This window comes from Streptomyces sp. BBFR102 (assembly GCF_051397025.1).
In the GTDB taxonomy this organism is placed as follows: domain Bacteria; phylum Actinomycetota; class Actinomycetes; order Streptomycetales; family Streptomycetaceae; genus Streptomyces.
In genome coordinates, this window is the sequence record NZ_CP195757.1 from 1,433,803 (window position 1) to 1,449,196 (window position 15,394).

Genomic DNA, 15,394 nt, shown 5'->3' on the forward strand with positions numbered 1-15,394 from the left:
CCAGCGGCCCCGACCTTCCGGACCGGTAGGCGGCCCCAAGCTCTCGAACCGCACGGGCAGGGAGTTCCGCCTGCCCGCCCTCACCCTTCCATCGCCCAGACCAGCAGCTCCGCAGGGTTCTCGCCGCACCCCGTCAGGGTGAAGGGGAGCTCGGGCGGGCCGTCGATCCGGGCGGAGTCCCCGGGGCCGAGTTCCACCGGTGCGGGGCTGTCCTGGGCGCCCGCCGGGGCAGGGCTGATCCGGACATGGCCGGCGAGCACGTGGACGTACCGCAGCGCGGCCGGTGGGAGGGGACGCGGACGGCCTGGGGTGAGCGGGAGGTGGTGGAGGACGGCTCCGGCGGCGGGGACGTCGAGGACGGCGGTGGCGGGGCGGCCCCGAGGGAGGTCCTCGCGGCGGACGAGCGTGTAGGCGGGGACGTTGTCCCAGGTCAGCGGGGTGAGCCACATCTGGAGGAAGACGAGGGGGGCCGGGCCGTCGTTGCGCTCGACGTGGCGGACACCGGTCGCGGCGCGGAGGTACTGGACGTCGCCCGGTCGCACGACGGTGGTGTGGCCGGTGGAGTCCTGGTGAGTCAGCTCGCCCTCTGCCACCCACGTGACGATCTCGGTGTGGCTGTGCGGATGCTCCTCGAAGCCCGCGCCGGGGGCGAGGCGCTCCTCGTTGCAGGCGACGAGGGGGCCGAAGCGGAGGTTGTCCGGGTCGTAGTGCGGGCCGAAGGAGAAGGCGTGCAGGGTGCTGATGCCGGACGGGGGCTCGCCGCCCCGGTACCGGTCGCCGGAGCGCCGTACGTCGATCACCCGCACCACGGTACGGCCTGGCCTCCCGGGCGTCGGTGCCACCGCCCCGCGACCCGCCAGCCCACCACCCCGCTCCGATAGGGCAGTCTTGGTCCCGTGTCCCAACCCGAATCCACACCTCCCGACCGGCCCACCGAGCAGCCCGCGGAACAGTCCGCGGAGGCCGGGGCCGGCCACCCGCACACCGCGACGCTGAAGCGGCTGGAGCGTTCCTCCGGGCGTCTGGCCGCCAACGCCATCGCGCGGATGGACGAGACGCTGCCCTGGTACCGGGCGATGCCGCCGGAGAACCGTTCGTGGATCGGCCTGGTGGCGCAGGCGGGTATCGCGGCGTTCACCGAGTGGTTCCGGCAGCCGGACGCGCCGCAGGCGATCTCCACCGACGTCTTCGGCACGGCGCCGCGCGAGCTGACGCGGGCGATCACGCTGCGGCAGACCGTGGAGATGGTGCGTACCACGATCGAGGTGATGGAGACCGCGATCGACGAGGTGGCTGCGCCGGGCGACGAGTCGGTGCTGCGGGAGGCGCTGCTGGTCTACGCCCGCGAGATCGCCTTCGCCACCGCCCAGGTCTACGCGCAGGCCGCCGAGGCGCGCGGCGCCTGGGACGCCCGGCTGGAGTCGCTGGTGGTCAACGCGGTGCTCTCCGGCGAGGCCGATGAGGGCGCCGTCTCCCGGGCGGCCGCGCTCGGCTGGAACTCCCCCGAGCACGTCTGTGTGATCCTCGGCACCGCGCCCGACGGCGACAGCGAGCTGACCGTGGAGGCGATCCGGCGCGCCTCGCGCCAGGCCAAGGTGCAGGTGCTGACCGGCGTCCTCGGCAACCGTCTGGTGGTGATCGCGGGCGGCAGCGACAACCCGCTGCACGTGGCGAAGGCGCTGATCGGGCCGTACGCCACGGGGCCCGTGGTGGCGGGGCCCGTGGTGGCGGACCTGCTCGCGGCGACGCGCTCGGCGCAGGCCGCGGCGGCGGGGCTGAAGGCGTGTGCGGCCTGGCAGGACGCGCCCCGGCCGGTCCTCGCGGACGATCTGCTGCCCGAGCGCGCCATGGCGGGCGATCCCGCCGCGCGGGACCAGCTGGTGGAGGAGATCTACAGACCGCTGGAGGAGGCGGGGTCGGCCCTTCTGGAGACCTTGAGCGTCTATCTGGAGCAGGCGAGCAGCCTTGAAGGGGCGGCGCGGATGCTCTTCGTCCACCCCAACACCGTGCGCTACCGGCTTCGACGTGTGACTGACGTCACCGGGTGGTCGCCGTCCGACGTGCGATCGGCCTTCACGCTGCGTATCGCGCTGATCCTGGGGCGCTTGGCGGACGCCGAGGCGCAACTCTAGGATTTTGTCGGACACCAACAATTCCCCCGACGGTTCTTGGTCCCTGTCCCCACCGGCCGTCGGGGCCCTCCCCAAGAGAGAGTGTGAGAGTGCTCGTACTCGTCGCTCCCGGCCAGGGCGCTCAGGCGCCCGGCTTCCTGACCCCCTGGCTCGAACTCCCCGGTGCCGCCGATCGTGTCGCGGCCTGGTCCGAGGCCATCGGCCTCGACCTGGTGCACTACGGCACCGAGGCGGACGCCGAGGCGATCCGTGACACCGCGGTGGCCCAGCCGTTGCTGGTCGCCGCCGGACTGCTCTCCGCCGCCGCGCTCGGCGAGATGACTCCGGGCGCCGTCGCGGGCCACAGCGTCGGCGAGATCACCGCCGCCGTCTTCGCCTCGGTCCTCGACGACACCGCCGCGCTGCGCCTGGTGCGACGCCGCGGCCAGGCGATGGCCGCGGCGTCGGCCGTCACCGCCACCGGGATGGCCGCCCTGCTCGGCGGCGAACCGGCGGTGACTCTGGCGCACCTGGAGAAGCTCGGCCTGACCCCGGCCAACGTCAACGGCGCCGGCCAGATCGTCGCCGCAGGCACGCTGGAGCAGATCGACGCGCTGGTCGCGGAGAAGCCGGAGGGCGTGCGCCGGGTGGTGCCGCTCAAGGTGGCCGGCGCCTTCCACACCGCGCACATGGCCCCGGCCGTGTCGGAGCTGGAGACGGCCGCCAAGGAGCTGGCCCCGGCCGACCCGGCCGTGCCCTACCTCTCCAACCGGGACGGCGCGCGAGTGGCGAGGGGCGCGGAGGTACTGGAGCGACTGGTGGGCCAGGTGGCCAACCCGGTCCGCTGGGACCTGTGCATGGAGACCTTCCAGCAGCTCGGCGCGACCGCGCTGATCGAGGTCTGCCCGGGCGGCACGCTGACCGGACTGGCCAAGCGCGCGATGCCGGGCGTCAAGACGCTCGCCCTGAAGACCCCCGACGACCTCGACGCCGCACGCGCCCTGATCGCCGAACACTCCCCCGCCACCCCGGCGGGCTCGCAGACGGCCTGAGAAGGAGCACCGAGACCATGGCGAAGATCAAGCCCAGCAAGGGTGCCCCGTACGCGCGCATTCTCGGGGTCGGCGGCTACCGTCCGACGCGGGTGGTGCCCAACGAGGTGATCCTGGAGAAGATCGACTCGTCCGACGAGTGGATTCGCTCGCGTTCGGGCATCACGAGCCGGCACTGGGCCGACGACCAGGAGACCGTCACCGCGATGTCGGTGGCGGCGGCGGGCAAGGCCATCGCCGAGGCCGGCATAGCCCCGTCCGAGATCGGCGCCGTCGTCGTCTCGACGGTCTCGCACTTCAAGCAGACCCCGGCGGTGGCCACCGAGATCGCCCACCTGGTGGGCGCGGGCAACCCCGCCGCCTTCGACATCTCCGCCGGCTGCGCGGGGTTCGGCTACGGCCTGACCCTGGCCAAGGGCATGATCGTCGACGGGTCGGCCGAGCACGTGCTGGTCATCGGTGTGGAGCGGCTCAGCGATCTCACCGATCACGAGGACCGCGCGACGGCCTTCCTCTTCGGTGACGGCGCGGGTGCTGTCGTCGTCGGCCCCTCGGACGTCCCGGCCATCGGGCGGACGGTGTGGGGCTCCGAGGGCGACAGGTCGGAGACCATCAAGCAGACGGTGTCGTGGGCGGAGTACCGCAACGGCCACCCGGAGAAGTTCCCGGCGATCACACAGGAGGGCCAGGCGGTCTTCCGCTGGGCCGTCTTCGAGATGGCCAAGGTCGCCCAGCAGGCGCTGGAGGCCGCCGGTATCACCGCGGACGACCTGGACGTCTTCATTCCGCACCAGGCCAACATGCGGATCATCGACTCGATGGTGAAGACCCTCAAACTGCCGGAGCACGTCACGGTCGCCCGTGACATCGAGACCACCGGCAACACCTCGGCCGCGTCGATCCCGCTCGCGATGGAGCGGCTTCTGGCGACGGGCGGGGCGAAGAGCGGCGACACGGCGCTCATCATCGGCTTCGGGGCGGGTCTCGTCTACGCCGCCACGGTCGTTACTCTCCCCTAGGCGCCGCTCACCTCCGGGTCTTCCGGAGCGCGCGGAACCGTACCACTCTGAACACCAACGAAGGAGCGCCATCATGGCCGCCACGCAGGAAGAGATCGTCGAGGGTCTCGCGGAGATCGTGAACGAGATCGCCGGCATCCCGACCGAGGACGTCCAGCTGGACAAGTCCTTCACCGACGACCTGGACGTCGACTCGCTGTCCATGGTCGAGGTCGTCGTCGCCGCCGAGGAGCGCTTCGACGTCAAGATCCCCGACGAGGACGTCAAGGACCTCAAGACCGTCGGCGACGCCACGTCCTACATCCTGAAGCACCAGGGCTGAGCCCCGGCGTCCCGGGAGCGGCCCCGGACCTTCCGGGTCCGCTCCCTGCTGCCCGGCCCCCGGCCCTGGGCCGGTCCGGGCGCCCGACCTCCGTACCGGTGGCGGCGCGCCTCGAAGCTCGACCCTCTGACCTGTGGAGACAAGCCCTGTGAGCCCGACCAATCGCACCGTGGTCGTCACCGGTATCGGCGCGACCACCCCGCTGGGTGGCGACGCCGCATCGACCTGGGAAGGTCTGATCGCGGGCCGCTCCGGCGTCCGTCCGCTGGACGACGAACGCTACGCGGACCTGCCGGTCCGGATCGCCGCGCGGATCGCGGTGGAGCCGGCCGAGGTCCTGCCCCGCCCCCTGGCACGCAAGCTCGACCGTTCGGCGCAGTTCGCGCTGATCGCCGCCCGGGAAGCCTGGGCCGACGCCGGTTACACGGCGATGGCGGGCGAGGACGAGCAGATCAGCCCGGAGCGGCTCGGTACGGTCATCGCCTCCGGCATCGGCGGCGTCACCACGCTGCTGGACCAGTACGACGTGCTGAAGGAGAAGGGCGCCCGGCGCGTCTCCCCGCACACCGTGCCCATGCTGATGCCGAACAGCCCCTCCGCCAACGTCGGCCTGGAGGTCAACGCCCGGGCGGGCGTGCACACCCCGGTGTCGGCCTGCGCCTCGGGCGCGGAGGCGATCGGCTACGCGGTCGAGATGATCCGCACCGGCCGCGCCGACGTGGTCGTGGCGGGCGGCACCGAGGCGGCCATCCACCCGCTGCCGGTGGTCGCGTTCGCCAACATGATGGCGATGTCCAAGAACAACGACGAGCCCGAGAAGGCGTCGCGCCCCTACGACACCGCTCGTGACGGCTTCGTCCTCGGCGAGGGCGCGGGCGTCGTGGTCCTGGAGTCGGCCGAGCACGCGGCGGCCCGTGGGGCGAGCGTCTACTGCGAGGTGCTGGGCCAGGGTCTGTCGGCCGACAGCCACCACATCGCGCAGCCCGAGCCGACCGGCCGGGGCATCGCGGCGGCGCTGCGGAACCTGATGGAGGACACCGACCTGAAGCCCTCCGAGGTCGTGCACCTGAACGCGCACGCCACCTCGACGCCGCAGGGCGACATCGCCGAGGTCAAGGCCCTGCGCCAGATCCTGGGCGAGGACCTGGAGCACGTGGCGATCTCGGCGACCAAGTCGATGACGGGCCACCTGCTCGGCGGCGCCGGCGGCATCGAGACGGTCGCGACGGTGCTGGCGCTGAAGCACCGCATGGCACCGCCGACGCTCAACATCGACGACCTGGACCCGGCGATCACCGAGTCCGGCGCGGACGTGGTGCGCGGCGAGGCGCGCGAGCTGCCCGAGGGCACCGTCGCCGCGATCAACAACTCGTTCGGCTTCGGCGGCCACAACGTGGTCCTGGCCTTCCGCTCGGTCTGACGGTCCGCGTACGCGTACGTGCTGATGGGCCCGTCTCCCCTCGGGGGGAGACGGGCCCATCAGCGTTCCGGCCGCGCGGCGGCGGGCGCGGTGCGCGGGCTCAGACGACCTGGTGGAGCCAGCGGACGGGGGCGCCCTCGCCGGCGTGGCGGAAGGGTTCCAGTTCGTCGTCCCAGGGCTTGCCGAGGAGGCGGGCGATCTCGGCCTCCAGGTCGGTCTCGTCGGCCTGGGAGCGGACCAGGGCGGCGCGCAGCCGGTCCTCGGGGATGAGGATGTCGCCGTGGATGCCGGTGACGGCGTGGAAGATGCCGAGGCCGGGGGTGGAGCTGTACCGCTCGCCCTCGGCGCCGGGGCTGGGTTCGGCGGTCACCTCGAAGCGCAGCTGCTGCCAGCCGCGCAGCGCGGAGGCGAGCCGGGAGGCGATGCCGGCCTGGCCCTGCCAGGAGAACTCGGCTCGCCAGGTGCCCGGGGCGGCGGGCTGCCGAATCCAGTCGAGGCTGACGCGCACGCCGAGTACACCGGCCACGGCCCACTCGACATGCGGGCACAGCGCGCGCGGTGCGGAGTGCACGTACAGGACTCCACGTGTCGTCACCGGAACCTCCAGTGTGGGACCGAGGGGCGCTGTCCCGAGCGGCCTCGCGCCCATGCCGAGCGAATTTTCCCAAATGGGACAGATGTGACGTGATGTAACTTAGCGGAACCGGCGGGTGGCGGGCCCCCCGGGGGCATCCGTTCGTCACCGGCCGGACCGCCCGGGGCCAAAGCTACCGTGCCGCACCCGTGGGAGGGTGACGTACCGTCGGGCCGGTTTCGCCGAACCCGGCCGCTTTCACCCTGCGGGACGCGCCCGGCGTACGCCCGGCGCCACCCGCCCGGCCGAGCGGCGTTCCGGCAGCCGGGTGACGGACGGGCCGCGCAGGTGGGCCGGCCGGGGGCAGTCGGCACCGGACCGGCGGAGCACAGCGCGCGGGCGGGCCCGCCCTGCGAAACGATGGCGGCCGGGAGTCCGCCACCACGGGCCTCCCGCCTCGTGTGACGGCTCTCGTGGCGGGGTCCGGAACCGCGCGAGGGGGCGAACCCGTTGAGCGGGAGGACGCTCGGCCGGCCGGGCGCGGAGCAGCAGGCGGAAGGAGGCGCGATGGGTGAGCGGGGCGTGCGGAGCCACAGGGCGCGGGCGGGGACCGCGGCGGCCCTCGCGGTGCTCCTCGGTGCGGCGCTGCCCGCCTGCGGGAGCGCGCCGCCGCCCCGGGGCAGCGACGAGCAGGCCGCGCCCCGGGCCCGGCAGCAGACGGGCTGGGACACCCGCCCGGCCTCGCTGGCGGCGGTCGGGGACTCCATCACGCGCGGCTTCGACGCCTGCTCGGTACTGGCCGACTGCCCCGAGGCGTCGTGGGCCACGGGCAGCGACCCGGGGGTGCGCTCGCTGGCGCTGCGACTGCTCGGGGAGCGGGGTGCGGCGGAGCGGAGCTGGAACCACGCGGTCTCCGGGGCGCGGGCGGCGGACCTCCCGGCACAGGTGGAACGGGCGGTGCAGGACCGGCCGGAGCTGCTCACGGTGATGGTCGGCGCCAACGACGCGTGCCGCGGCTCCACACGGCAGATGACCAAGGTGGCCGACTTCCGCGCGTCGGTGGAGGAGGCCATGGAGGTCCTGCGTACCGAACTCCCGCGTACGCAGGTGTACATGGCGAGCGTGCCGGACCTCAAGCGGCTCTGGTCCGAAGGGCGCACCAGCGCGCTGGGCAAGCAGGTGTGGGCGCTGGGGATCTGCCGGTCGATGCTGTCGGAGCCGGACGCGGTCGACCGGAAGTCGGTGAAGCGCCGGGCCAAGGTCTACAAGCGGGTCAAGGCGTACAACCGGGTCCTGGCGGAGGTGTGCGGGCGGGACCGGCTCTGCCGGACGGACGGCGGGGCGGTCTTCGACTTCCGCTTCACCGGCACGCAGCTCTCTTCCTGGGACTGGTTCCACCCGAGCAAGAACGGTCAGGCGCACATCGCGCGCATCGCCTACCGGGCGGTGACCGCGAAGGGCTGAGCGGCCCGGAGCGCCGTACGCCCCGGCCGCCTCGCCGGTCAGTCCTCCTGGAGGGGCAGGGTCAGGCGGGGGTCGGCCGCCGAGCGGGCGGCGCGCAGTTCGTAGCGGCCCGGCCGGTGGGACCAGCCGCCCGCCGCCTCGTCCCAGATCTCGAAGGCGCGGTCGGGCAGGTCGATGGTGACCTCGGTGGACTCGCCGGGCCCCGCCTCGGCGAGGGCGATCCCGGCGAGGCGCTGGGCGGGGCGCTCCGGCTCGCCCGGGGCGGCGGCGGGGCGAGGTGGAGCTGGACGGTCTCGTGGCCGGCGCGGGTGCCGGTGTTGCGCAGGCCGACGGTGACGGCGCGTCCCTCGGCGCGCAGGGTCGCGTAGCTCCAGTCAGTGCATGCAAGGCCGACGCGGTGCGCGCGCGTCCGGCGGCGCGGGGCCCCGCCCCACACCGTGTCGCATCTCGCCCCGGCACCTTGTGACGCGGTCGGCTCCGTGACCTTTCGTCACCTGTCGTGTGTGCCGGGTCCCGGGCCGGGCGGACCGCCGTGGTGCGCGCCGACATGGCGGCCATCCCGCGCACCGCTTACGGCGAGCGGCTGCCGAGCGGGCTGACGCCGGAGCAGGTGTGTCGGACGGCCTCCCGTATCCGTGGCTGCCGGGCCCGGCGGCCGGTCGACACGACGGCGGCCTTCCGCGACTTCCTCGTGCTGCTGGGCGAGGAAGCGCCGACGGGAGGGGGCGGGTGACGCCCCTCAGCGCTCCGCCGGGACGTCGGCCGGGGGCTTCGCCAGCCCGACGGGCCCGGCCTCGTCCTGGGCGCCCTCGGTCGGGGCGGTCGGCTCGCCGAGCAGGTCGCGGGAGAGCAGGGTGGCCCCGGCCACGGCACCGGGCATCAGGAAGACGGCGGCCAGCGGGATCACGAAGGCAAGGGCCAGCGGGACGCCGAAGCCCCAGGTCAGCGCGCGGCGGGAGCGGAGCAGGGCGAGCCGCTCGCGCAGGTCCACGTCGCGCCGCGCGAGGGCGACGGAGGCGAGTTCCTCGGTGAGGAAGAAGCCCGTGACGAAGAAACCGATGACGGGGACGGCGGTCTGGCCGACGACCGGGACGAAGCCGAGCGCGAAGAGCAGCACGCCCCAGATCGCGGCGCGGACCAGGATGCGCAGGCTGTCGCGGGCCGAGACCCACAGGTCGTTCCCGAAGGAGCGGCCGGAGGAGGGGACGTTGCCGTCGATCGAGGCGTCGACGCGCTCGGAGACGGCGTCGTAGAAGAACGAGGAGCCGATGAACAGGGTGACCGAGGTGAAGGCGATCGCCGCGATCAACAGGACCAGCGCGAAGAGGACCGCGGTCAGGAAGCCGCGGAAGAGACCCAGCCACGGGGAACCCCAGCCGTCCGCGAAGGGGGTGGCCCAGGAGACCAGGTCGTCGGCGCCGAAGGCGAGCCCGACCAGCGCGGCGGCGTAGATCACCAGGGTGATCAGGCCGGGCAGCATGCCCAGGCCGAAGGTCTTGCCGTGGCTCAGCGCCCAGCGCTGGCCGTTCATCAAGTACTGGAAACCGACGCCGAGATCACGCATGCGCGAACCCTACCGGCCCACCCCGGCCGCGTGCGCGGAGCGGGTGGGTCGGCGGGCGCGCGGGGGTCAGGCGAGCGTGAGGATCACCTTGAGGTTGCCGCGGGGTGGCGTTGGAGTACGGGCCGACCTCGTGGGCCTCGGCGACCAGTTCCCCGGCGGTGGCGCGGTCGACGTGCGGGCCGGAGGTCGGGCCTGGGTGAGAGCCCCGGTCAGCGGGACAGATCGATGACCATCTTGCCGGTGTTCTCACCCCGGAGCATGCCGAGGAAGCCCTCCACGCCGTTGTCGACGCCCTGGACGAAGGTCTCGTTGTACTTCAGCTCGCCGGAGCGGACCCAGGCGGAGACCTCGTCGACGAACTGCGGCTGGAGGCCGCCGTGGTCGCCGACGATGAAGCCCTGGAGCCGCAGCCGCTTGCCGATGGCGAGGGCGAGGTTGCGCGGGCCGGTGGGGGTGCCGGTGTCGTTGTACTGGGCGATGGCGCCGCAGAGCGCCACCCGGCCGAACAGGTTGAGGCGGCCGATGGCGGCCTCCAGGTGGTCGCCGCCGACGTTGTCGAAGTAGACGTCGATGCCGTCGGGGGCGGCCTCCTTGAGCTGCTCGGCGACCGGGCCGTCCTTGTAGTTGAAGGCGGCGTCGAAGCCGTACTCGTCGACGAGGAGCTTGACCTTCTCGTCGGAGCCGGCCGAGCCGATGACCCGGGAGGCGCCCTTGAGCCGGGCGATCTGGCCGACCTCGCTGCCGACGGCACCGGCCGCGCCGGAGACGAAGACGGCGTCGCCGGGCTTGAACGAGGCGACGTCGAGCAGCCCCGCGTACGCGGTGAGGCCCGGCATGCCGAGGACACCGAGGTAGGCGCTGAGCGGGGCCAGCGAGCCGTCGACCTTCTTGGCGTGCTCGGCGGGCAGGTTGGCGTACTCGCGCCAGCCCAGGCCGTGCAGGACGTGGTCGCCGACGGCGAAGCCTTCGGCCTCGGAGGCGATGACCTCGCCGACCGCGCCGCCGTCCATGGGGGCGTCCAGCTGGAACGGCGGGACGTACGACTTGACGTCGTTCATCCGGCCGCGCATGTACGGGTCGACCGAGAAGTACAGGTTGCGGACGAGGATCCGGCCACCCGTGGGGGCCTCGACCGGGACTTCGCGGAGGGCGAAGTCCTCGGGGGTGGGCCAGCCGTCGGGGCGGGCGACGAGGTGCCATGCGCGGCCGGCCGAGGGAAGTGCGGTCATGCGGTGTCTCCTCCTAATGTTTCACAAGATGAAACAACAATGCGTCTGAATATTTCACGTTGTCAAGCAACCGGCTATCCTGGGGCGCATGGCCACCCGCACGGACCCCCTGACCCTCGAAGTCGTCGAGCTGATCGGCGCCGTCGTGGCGCGGTACCACGAGGAGTACGACCGGGCCGCCGCCGAGCAGGCGCTCACCGGGGCACAGGCCCGCGTGCTGGGTCTGCTGTCCATCGAGGCGATGCCCATGCGGCAGATCGCCCGGCGGCTCAAGTGCGAGCCGTCGAACGTCACCGGGATCGTCGACCGGCTCGCCCTGCGGGGGCTCGTCGAGCGGCAGGCCGATCCTGGGGACCGGAGGATCAAAGTGGCCGCTCTGACCGCGGAGGGGCGGGAGGTCGCCCGGGTTCTGCGGGAGTCTCTGGATTTCGCCCGGGAGCCGTTGGCCGGGTTCTCCCGCGAGGAGCGGGAGGCTCTTCGCGGGATGTTGCGGAGGATGGCCGGGCAGTGAGCCCGGCGGGGCCCGGCTTCGGCTGAGGACACCGTGGGTGGGGGCGGGTCAGGGCTGGGGGTCGCGGGCGTCGTAGCGGGCGAAGTTGCGCCAGCGCAGGCCGAGCGCGGTGACGGCGAGGACGCAGAGGAGTCCGCCGCCGGTGACCGCTGCCGCCGGGGAGGCGAGGTCGCCGACACTGCCGGCGAGGAAGTCGCCTAGGCGCGGGCCGCCCGCGACGACCACGATGAAGACGCCCTGGAGCCGCCCGCGCATCGCGTCCGGGGTGGCCGCCTGGAGCATGGTCGAGCGGAAGATCATGGAGATGGCGTCGGCCGCGCCCGCCAGTGCGAGGAAGAACAGGCCGAGCCAGAGGTTGCGGGTGAGGCCGAAGACCGCCACGGCCAGCCCCCAGCCGCCGACCGCCAGCAGGATCGCGACGCCGTGCCGGTGGACGCGCCCCAGCCAGCCGGAGAAGACGCTGCCCAGCAGGGCGCCGACGGCGGGGGCCGCCACCAGCAGCCCGGCCGTCTTCGCGTCACCGCCGTACCAGATCACCGCCACGGCGGGGAAGAGGGCGCGGGGATGGGAGAGGACCATGGCGCACAGGTCGCTGAAGAAGGTCATCCGGATGTTGGGCCGGGTCGCGAGGAACCGCAGCCCGTCCAGGACCGAGGCGCGCCCGCGGCTGCCCTCCTCGCGCTCCGGGCGCATCGCCGGAAGCCGCCACATCGCGTAGAGCGCGGCGGTGAAGGCGACGGCGTCGATGAGGTACGCCGCCTGGTAGCCCCAGAGCCCCACCAGCACACCGCCGAGCATCGGCCCGGTCATGGTGCCGAAGGTGGTGGTCATGGAGTTGAGGGCGTTGGCGGCGGGGAGCTGTTCGGCCGGGAGCAGCCTCGGGATCATCGAGGTGCGGGCCGGGGAGTTCAGCGCCGCGCAGACCGCCTGGAGCGCGACGACCGCGTAGAGGAACCAGACCTGGTGGAAGCCGGCGAAGGCGGCCACGGCGAGGGCGAGGGCCAGCAGCCAGGAGCCGGTGGAGCTGGCGAGGCCCAGCAGGCGGCGGTCGACGGTGTCGGCGACGGCCCCGCCGTAGAGGCCGAAGACGACCAGGGGCACCAGGGAGAAGAGGCCGACCAGTCCGACGGAGAAGCTGGAGTGGGTCAGGTCGTAGACCTGGAGGGAGACGGCGAGGGCGGTCATGCCCTGGCCGACCCAGGAGATGGTGTTGCCGATCCACAGCCGCCGGAAGTCGGCGGAGGTGCGCAGCGGCGTCAGGTCGGCGAGGAGCCGACGTCGGGGTGGGGCCGCCGGCGCGCGGGGCGGGGGGAGTATCGCCTTCGCGTCGTCCGGGGCCGGGGGCTCGTCCTTGGAGGTCTCACTGTGCACAGGAGCGGATGCTAACCGCCCGGCCGTGCCCGGGCCGAGCGGGTTTCGCGCCGTACACGGGCCCCAGGGCCACCCGCGCGGCCCCTCCCGGCGGGCGGCGGGCGGGCGGCGGGCCCAGGATCGAGGGGAGCCGCCCGCACCGGGCTCGTACCCGTCACCGCACTCGGGAGGACCTGCCGTGACCGCCAGTCTGGAGCAGTTGCGTCGCTGCCACTTCGCCGTCGACCTGGGGGCCGCGCGGACCCGGGTCTTCATCAAGGGCGAGGGGGTCGTCGTCGACGAACCGAGTGCGGCGGCGATCAACACCCGCACCGGTGCGCTCCTCGCGGTCGGCACGCTGGCCGAGCAGATGACCGGCCGCACGCCGGGCTACATCCGCGTGGTCCGGCCGGTGAGCGGCGGCTCCGTCATCGACATCGACATGGCGCAGCGGATGCTCCGCCACCTCCTCGGCGACAAGGCGCGCCGCGCGCTGCGCCGCAAGCCCCGGCTGCGGGCCGCCGCCTGCACCCCGCACGACGCGGACCCGCTGGCCCAGCGGGCGACCGTGGAGACGCTGGTGGGGATCGGGGCGCGCCGGGTGGAGCTGGTCGACACGCTGATCGCCGCCGCCGTGGGGTGCGGGCTGCCCGTGGAGCGGCCGGAGGCCAGCATGATCCTGGTCTGCGGCGCGGCCACCACGCAGATCGCGGTTCTCTCGCTCGGCTCGATCGTGACCGCCGAGCGCGTCCCGGTCGGCGGCAACGCCATCGACCACTCCGTCATCTCCTACCTGCGCCACCACCACGAGTTGATGCTGCCCAGCCAGTCGGTGCGCCCGCTCCACGTGGCGCTGCGCGGCGGCGACCTCTCCATGGCGGGGGCCGGTACCACCGAGATCCACGGCCGCGACGTCGCCACCGGTCTCGCCCGGTCGGTGGAGGTGGACACGGCGGGGCTGCGCAGTGCCATCAACATCCCGCTCACCGGGGTACTCGACGGCATCGGCAAGGTACTGCGGGACTGCCCGCCCGACCTCGTCGCCGATCTGGCCGACCGCGGGATCATGATGGTCGGCGGCAGCGCCCTGATGCCCGGACTCGACCAGATGATCCGGGAGGCGACCGGGATGCCGGTGCAGGTGGCCGAGCGGCCCGGCATCGCCTCGGTCACCGGGCTCGGCGCGATGCTCGACGGGCGGATCGAGCCGATGGTGCTCAACCCGCTCTCCGCCTGAGGCGACGCCGCGGACGTGTCCGAGCCGCGCCCCTCCGCGACCCCTGACCCACGGGCCACCGGCGGGCACCCCGCCCGCTGTGGCCCGTCCGGCGACCGCACGGCCGCCGGACCACCCCTTTCCCCGCCCCCTGTGGAGGCACCCCCATGAGTCCGTTCCCCGACGGCGCCCCCTGCTGGGCCGACGCGATGTTCCCCGACGTGTCGGCCGCCCGCGAGTTCTACGGCCAGGTCCTCGGCTGGACCTTCGACGATCTCGGCGAGGAGTACGGCCACTACACGATGGCGCTGGTGGACGGGAAGCCCGTCGCCGCCGTCATGCCGGTCATGCCCGGCCCGGACGCCCCCGCCCTGTGGAACCTCTACCTGGCCACCTCGGACGCGGCCGCCGTGACCGGGCGGGTGGCGGGGCTGGGCGGCACGGTGGCGATGGGGCCCGAGGACGTCGGCGGCTTCGGCGTCACCTCCTCGCTGCGGGACCCGGCCGGCACCGCCTTCTCGCTCTGGCAGCCGAGCGCCCACCCGGGCTTCGGGCTGACCGAGGCGCCGGGCGCGTACGTCTGGGCGGAGGTCTGCACCCGGGACGCGGCGGCGGCCGACCGGTTCTTCCCCGAGTTGTTCGGCTACGAGGTGGGAGTGGTGGAGGACCCGGGGACGGACTTCCGGGTCTGGAGTGTCGAGGGGCGCCCGGTGCTCGGCCGGATGGCGTTGGCCGAGGACGTCCCGCCGGAGGTCCCCAGCCACGTCAGCGTCTACTTCGCCGTCCCCGACTGCGACGCCGCCGTCGAGACGGCGGTGCGCCTGGGCGGGCAGGTGCACCACAGCCCGGTCACCACTCCGTTCGGCCGGTTCGCCGCCGTACGCGACCAGCAGGGCGCGGCCTTCTCCGTCATCGACACCAGCACCACCGAGGGCGACATGCCCTCCATGACCTGAACGCATGGCGCGACCGCCCGCTGGCCGGGCCCCTGGGAGGGCCCGGCCAGCGGGCGGTCGCGCCGCGGTGCGGCAGGTGGCGCGGCTCAGCCGCCGGCGCCGCCGCTGCCGAAGCCGCCGCTGTGGCCCGGCGTGTGCTTGCGCCGGCCTCCCTCGGGCGGCTCGGCCTGGTGGCTGCTGACGCCCTTCAGCTCGTTGGGCAGGAGCCGACGGCCGTCGGTGGGGAACTCCCCCTCGTCGTCCTCGCGGAAGTCCTCTTCATGGGTCCGCCGCGTCGGCGTGTGCGGCTGCGACTCCGGGCTGGGGGGTTCGGGCTCCTGCGCGCGCGTCTTGATGCCCTTGCGGACCACCCAGATCAGCATGCCCACCACGATCACGGCCAGCACGCCGAGCAAGATGCCGAAGTTCCACCCGACGCCGTCATCGACCGCTTGCACGACCTGGGCATCGATCATTGCGTACATCTGCGCGCCTCCTGCCGCTAGGCGATCGGCCGTTGCTGTCGGCCGGGCACTCCGGCCCAGCCTCCATCACCGTCCGACATGTCCGGTTTCCACGTTACGCCGGGAACTCCGCGGGCGCCCCGCGAAGGGTCCTCGCCCCCGC

At 73.5% G+C, this 15,394-nt stretch carries 16 protein-coding genes and 1 pseudogene; 10 read left to right on the forward strand and 7 right to left on the reverse strand.

Going from position 1 to position 15,394, the window contains the following annotated elements; genetic code table 11:
* Nucleotides 1–80: 80 nt before the first annotated feature.
* Entirely contained in the window at nucleotides 81–809 is a 729-nt protein-coding gene (locus ACSLIC_RS06510) for a pirin family protein (RefSeq protein WP_436736727.1), read from the reverse strand.
* Between the two features lie 183 nt (nucleotides 810–992).
* Here ACSLIC_RS06510 and ACSLIC_RS06515 point away from each other — a divergent pair, with 183 nt between their 5' ends.
* From ACSLIC_RS06515 to ACSLIC_RS06535, 5 genes are all read left to right on the forward strand, one after another.
* Nucleotides 993–2,132: a PucR family transcriptional regulator gene (locus tag ACSLIC_RS06515; protein WP_436740296.1), complete on the forward strand. Its 1,140-nt coding sequence runs from the start codon at nucleotides 993–995 to the stop codon at nucleotides 2,130–2,132.
* Nucleotides 2,133–2,221: 89 nt separating this feature from the next.
* Nucleotides 2,222–3,163, forward strand: a complete 942-nt coding sequence (locus tag ACSLIC_RS06520; RefSeq protein WP_436736728.1) for an ACP S-malonyltransferase — start codon at nucleotides 2,222–2,224, stop codon at nucleotides 3,161–3,163.
* Nucleotides 3,164–3,180: 17 nt separating this feature from the next.
* The gene (locus ACSLIC_RS06525; protein ID WP_436736729.1) at nucleotides 3,181–4,182 is read left to right on the forward strand and encodes a ketoacyl-ACP synthase III; all 1,002 of its coding nucleotides are present in this window, start codon (nucleotides 3,181–3,183) and stop codon (nucleotides 4,180–4,182) included.
* Nucleotides 4,183–4,255: 73 nt separating this feature from the next.
* Nucleotides 4,256–4,504 (forward strand): acyl carrier protein, encoded by a 249-nt coding sequence (locus ACSLIC_RS06530; protein WP_436736730.1) that lies wholly within the window; start codon nucleotides 4,256–4,258, stop codon nucleotides 4,502–4,504.
* A 148-nt stretch (nucleotides 4,505–4,652) separates the two neighbouring features.
* Nucleotides 4,653–5,924: a beta-ketoacyl-[acyl-carrier-protein] synthase family protein gene (locus ACSLIC_RS06535; protein ID WP_436736731.1), complete on the forward strand. Its 1,272-nt coding sequence runs from the start codon at nucleotides 4,653–4,655 to the stop codon at nucleotides 5,922–5,924.
* Nucleotides 5,925–6,024: 100 nt separating this feature from the next.
* Here ACSLIC_RS06535 and ACSLIC_RS06540 read toward each other — a convergent pair whose 3' ends face one another.
* A complete protein-coding gene (locus ACSLIC_RS06540) occupies nucleotides 6,025–6,519 on the reverse strand; it encodes a DUF3145 domain-containing protein (RefSeq protein ID WP_383176568.1) in 495 nt (164 codons plus the stop codon).
* Between the two features lie 546 nt (nucleotides 6,520–7,065).
* On the opposite strand from ACSLIC_RS06540, the gene ACSLIC_RS06545 reads away from it, so the two are divergent.
* Nucleotides 7,066–7,962, forward strand: a complete 897-nt coding sequence (locus ACSLIC_RS06545; RefSeq protein WP_436736732.1) for an SGNH/GDSL hydrolase family protein — start codon at nucleotides 7,066–7,068, stop codon at nucleotides 7,960–7,962.
* Nucleotides 7,963–8,000: 38 nt separating this feature from the next.
* Here ACSLIC_RS06545 and ACSLIC_RS06550 read toward each other — a convergent pair whose 3' ends face one another.
* Nucleotides 8,001–8,336 carry a fibronectin type III-like domain-contianing protein gene (locus ACSLIC_RS06550; protein WP_436740297.1) on the reverse strand — a complete coding sequence of 112 codons (336 nt, stop codon included), beginning with the start codon at nucleotides 8,334–8,336 and terminating at the stop codon, nucleotides 8,001–8,003.
* 146 nt (nucleotides 8,337–8,482) lie between these two features.
* Here ACSLIC_RS06550 and ACSLIC_RS06555 point away from each other — a divergent pair.
* Nucleotides 8,483–8,695 (forward strand): annotated as a pseudogene (locus tag ACSLIC_RS06555) (TetR family transcriptional regulator); the annotation flags it as partial.
* A gap of 6 nt (nucleotides 8,696–8,701) precedes the next feature.
* Here the strand turns inward: ACSLIC_RS06555 and ACSLIC_RS06560 are convergent.
* A complete protein-coding gene (locus ACSLIC_RS06560) occupies nucleotides 8,702–9,526 on the reverse strand; it encodes an EI24 domain-containing protein (RefSeq protein WP_436736733.1) in 825 nt (274 codons plus the stop codon).
* Between the two features lie 209 nt (nucleotides 9,527–9,735).
* The gene (locus tag ACSLIC_RS06565) at nucleotides 9,736–10,755 is read right to left on the reverse strand and encodes an NADP-dependent oxidoreductase (RefSeq protein WP_436736734.1); all 1,020 of its coding nucleotides are present in this window, start codon (nucleotides 10,753–10,755) and stop codon (nucleotides 9,736–9,738) included.
* An 88-nt stretch (nucleotides 10,756–10,843) separates the two neighbouring features.
* Here ACSLIC_RS06565 and ACSLIC_RS06570 point away from each other — a divergent pair, with 88 nt between their 5' ends.
* Entirely contained in the window at nucleotides 10,844–11,266 is a 423-nt protein-coding gene (locus ACSLIC_RS06570; RefSeq protein WP_436736735.1) for a MarR family winged helix-turn-helix transcriptional regulator, read from the forward strand.
* A gap of 48 nt (nucleotides 11,267–11,314) precedes the next feature.
* Here ACSLIC_RS06570 and ACSLIC_RS06575 read toward each other — a convergent pair whose 3' ends face one another.
* Entirely contained in the window at nucleotides 11,315–12,583 is a 1,269-nt protein-coding gene (locus tag ACSLIC_RS06575; protein WP_436740298.1) for an MFS transporter, read from the reverse strand.
* Nucleotides 12,584–12,815: 232 nt separating this feature from the next.
* Here ACSLIC_RS06575 and ACSLIC_RS06580 point away from each other — a divergent pair, with 232 nt between their 5' ends.
* Entirely contained in the window at nucleotides 12,816–13,853 is a 1,038-nt protein-coding gene (locus ACSLIC_RS06580; RefSeq protein ID WP_436736736.1) for a rod shape-determining protein, read from the forward strand.
* Nucleotides 13,854–13,999: 146 nt separating this feature from the next.
* Nucleotides 14,000–14,788, forward strand: a complete 789-nt coding sequence (locus tag ACSLIC_RS06585; protein ID WP_436736737.1) for a VOC family protein — start codon at nucleotides 14,000–14,002, stop codon at nucleotides 14,786–14,788.
* A gap of 86 nt (nucleotides 14,789–14,874) precedes the next feature.
* Here ACSLIC_RS06585 and ACSLIC_RS06590 read toward each other — a convergent pair whose 3' ends face one another.
* Nucleotides 14,875–15,252 (reverse strand): DUF6479 family protein, encoded by a 378-nt coding sequence (locus ACSLIC_RS06590; RefSeq protein ID WP_436736738.1) that lies wholly within the window; start codon nucleotides 15,250–15,252, stop codon nucleotides 14,875–14,877.
* Between the last annotated feature and the right edge of the window lie 142 nt (nucleotides 15,253–15,394).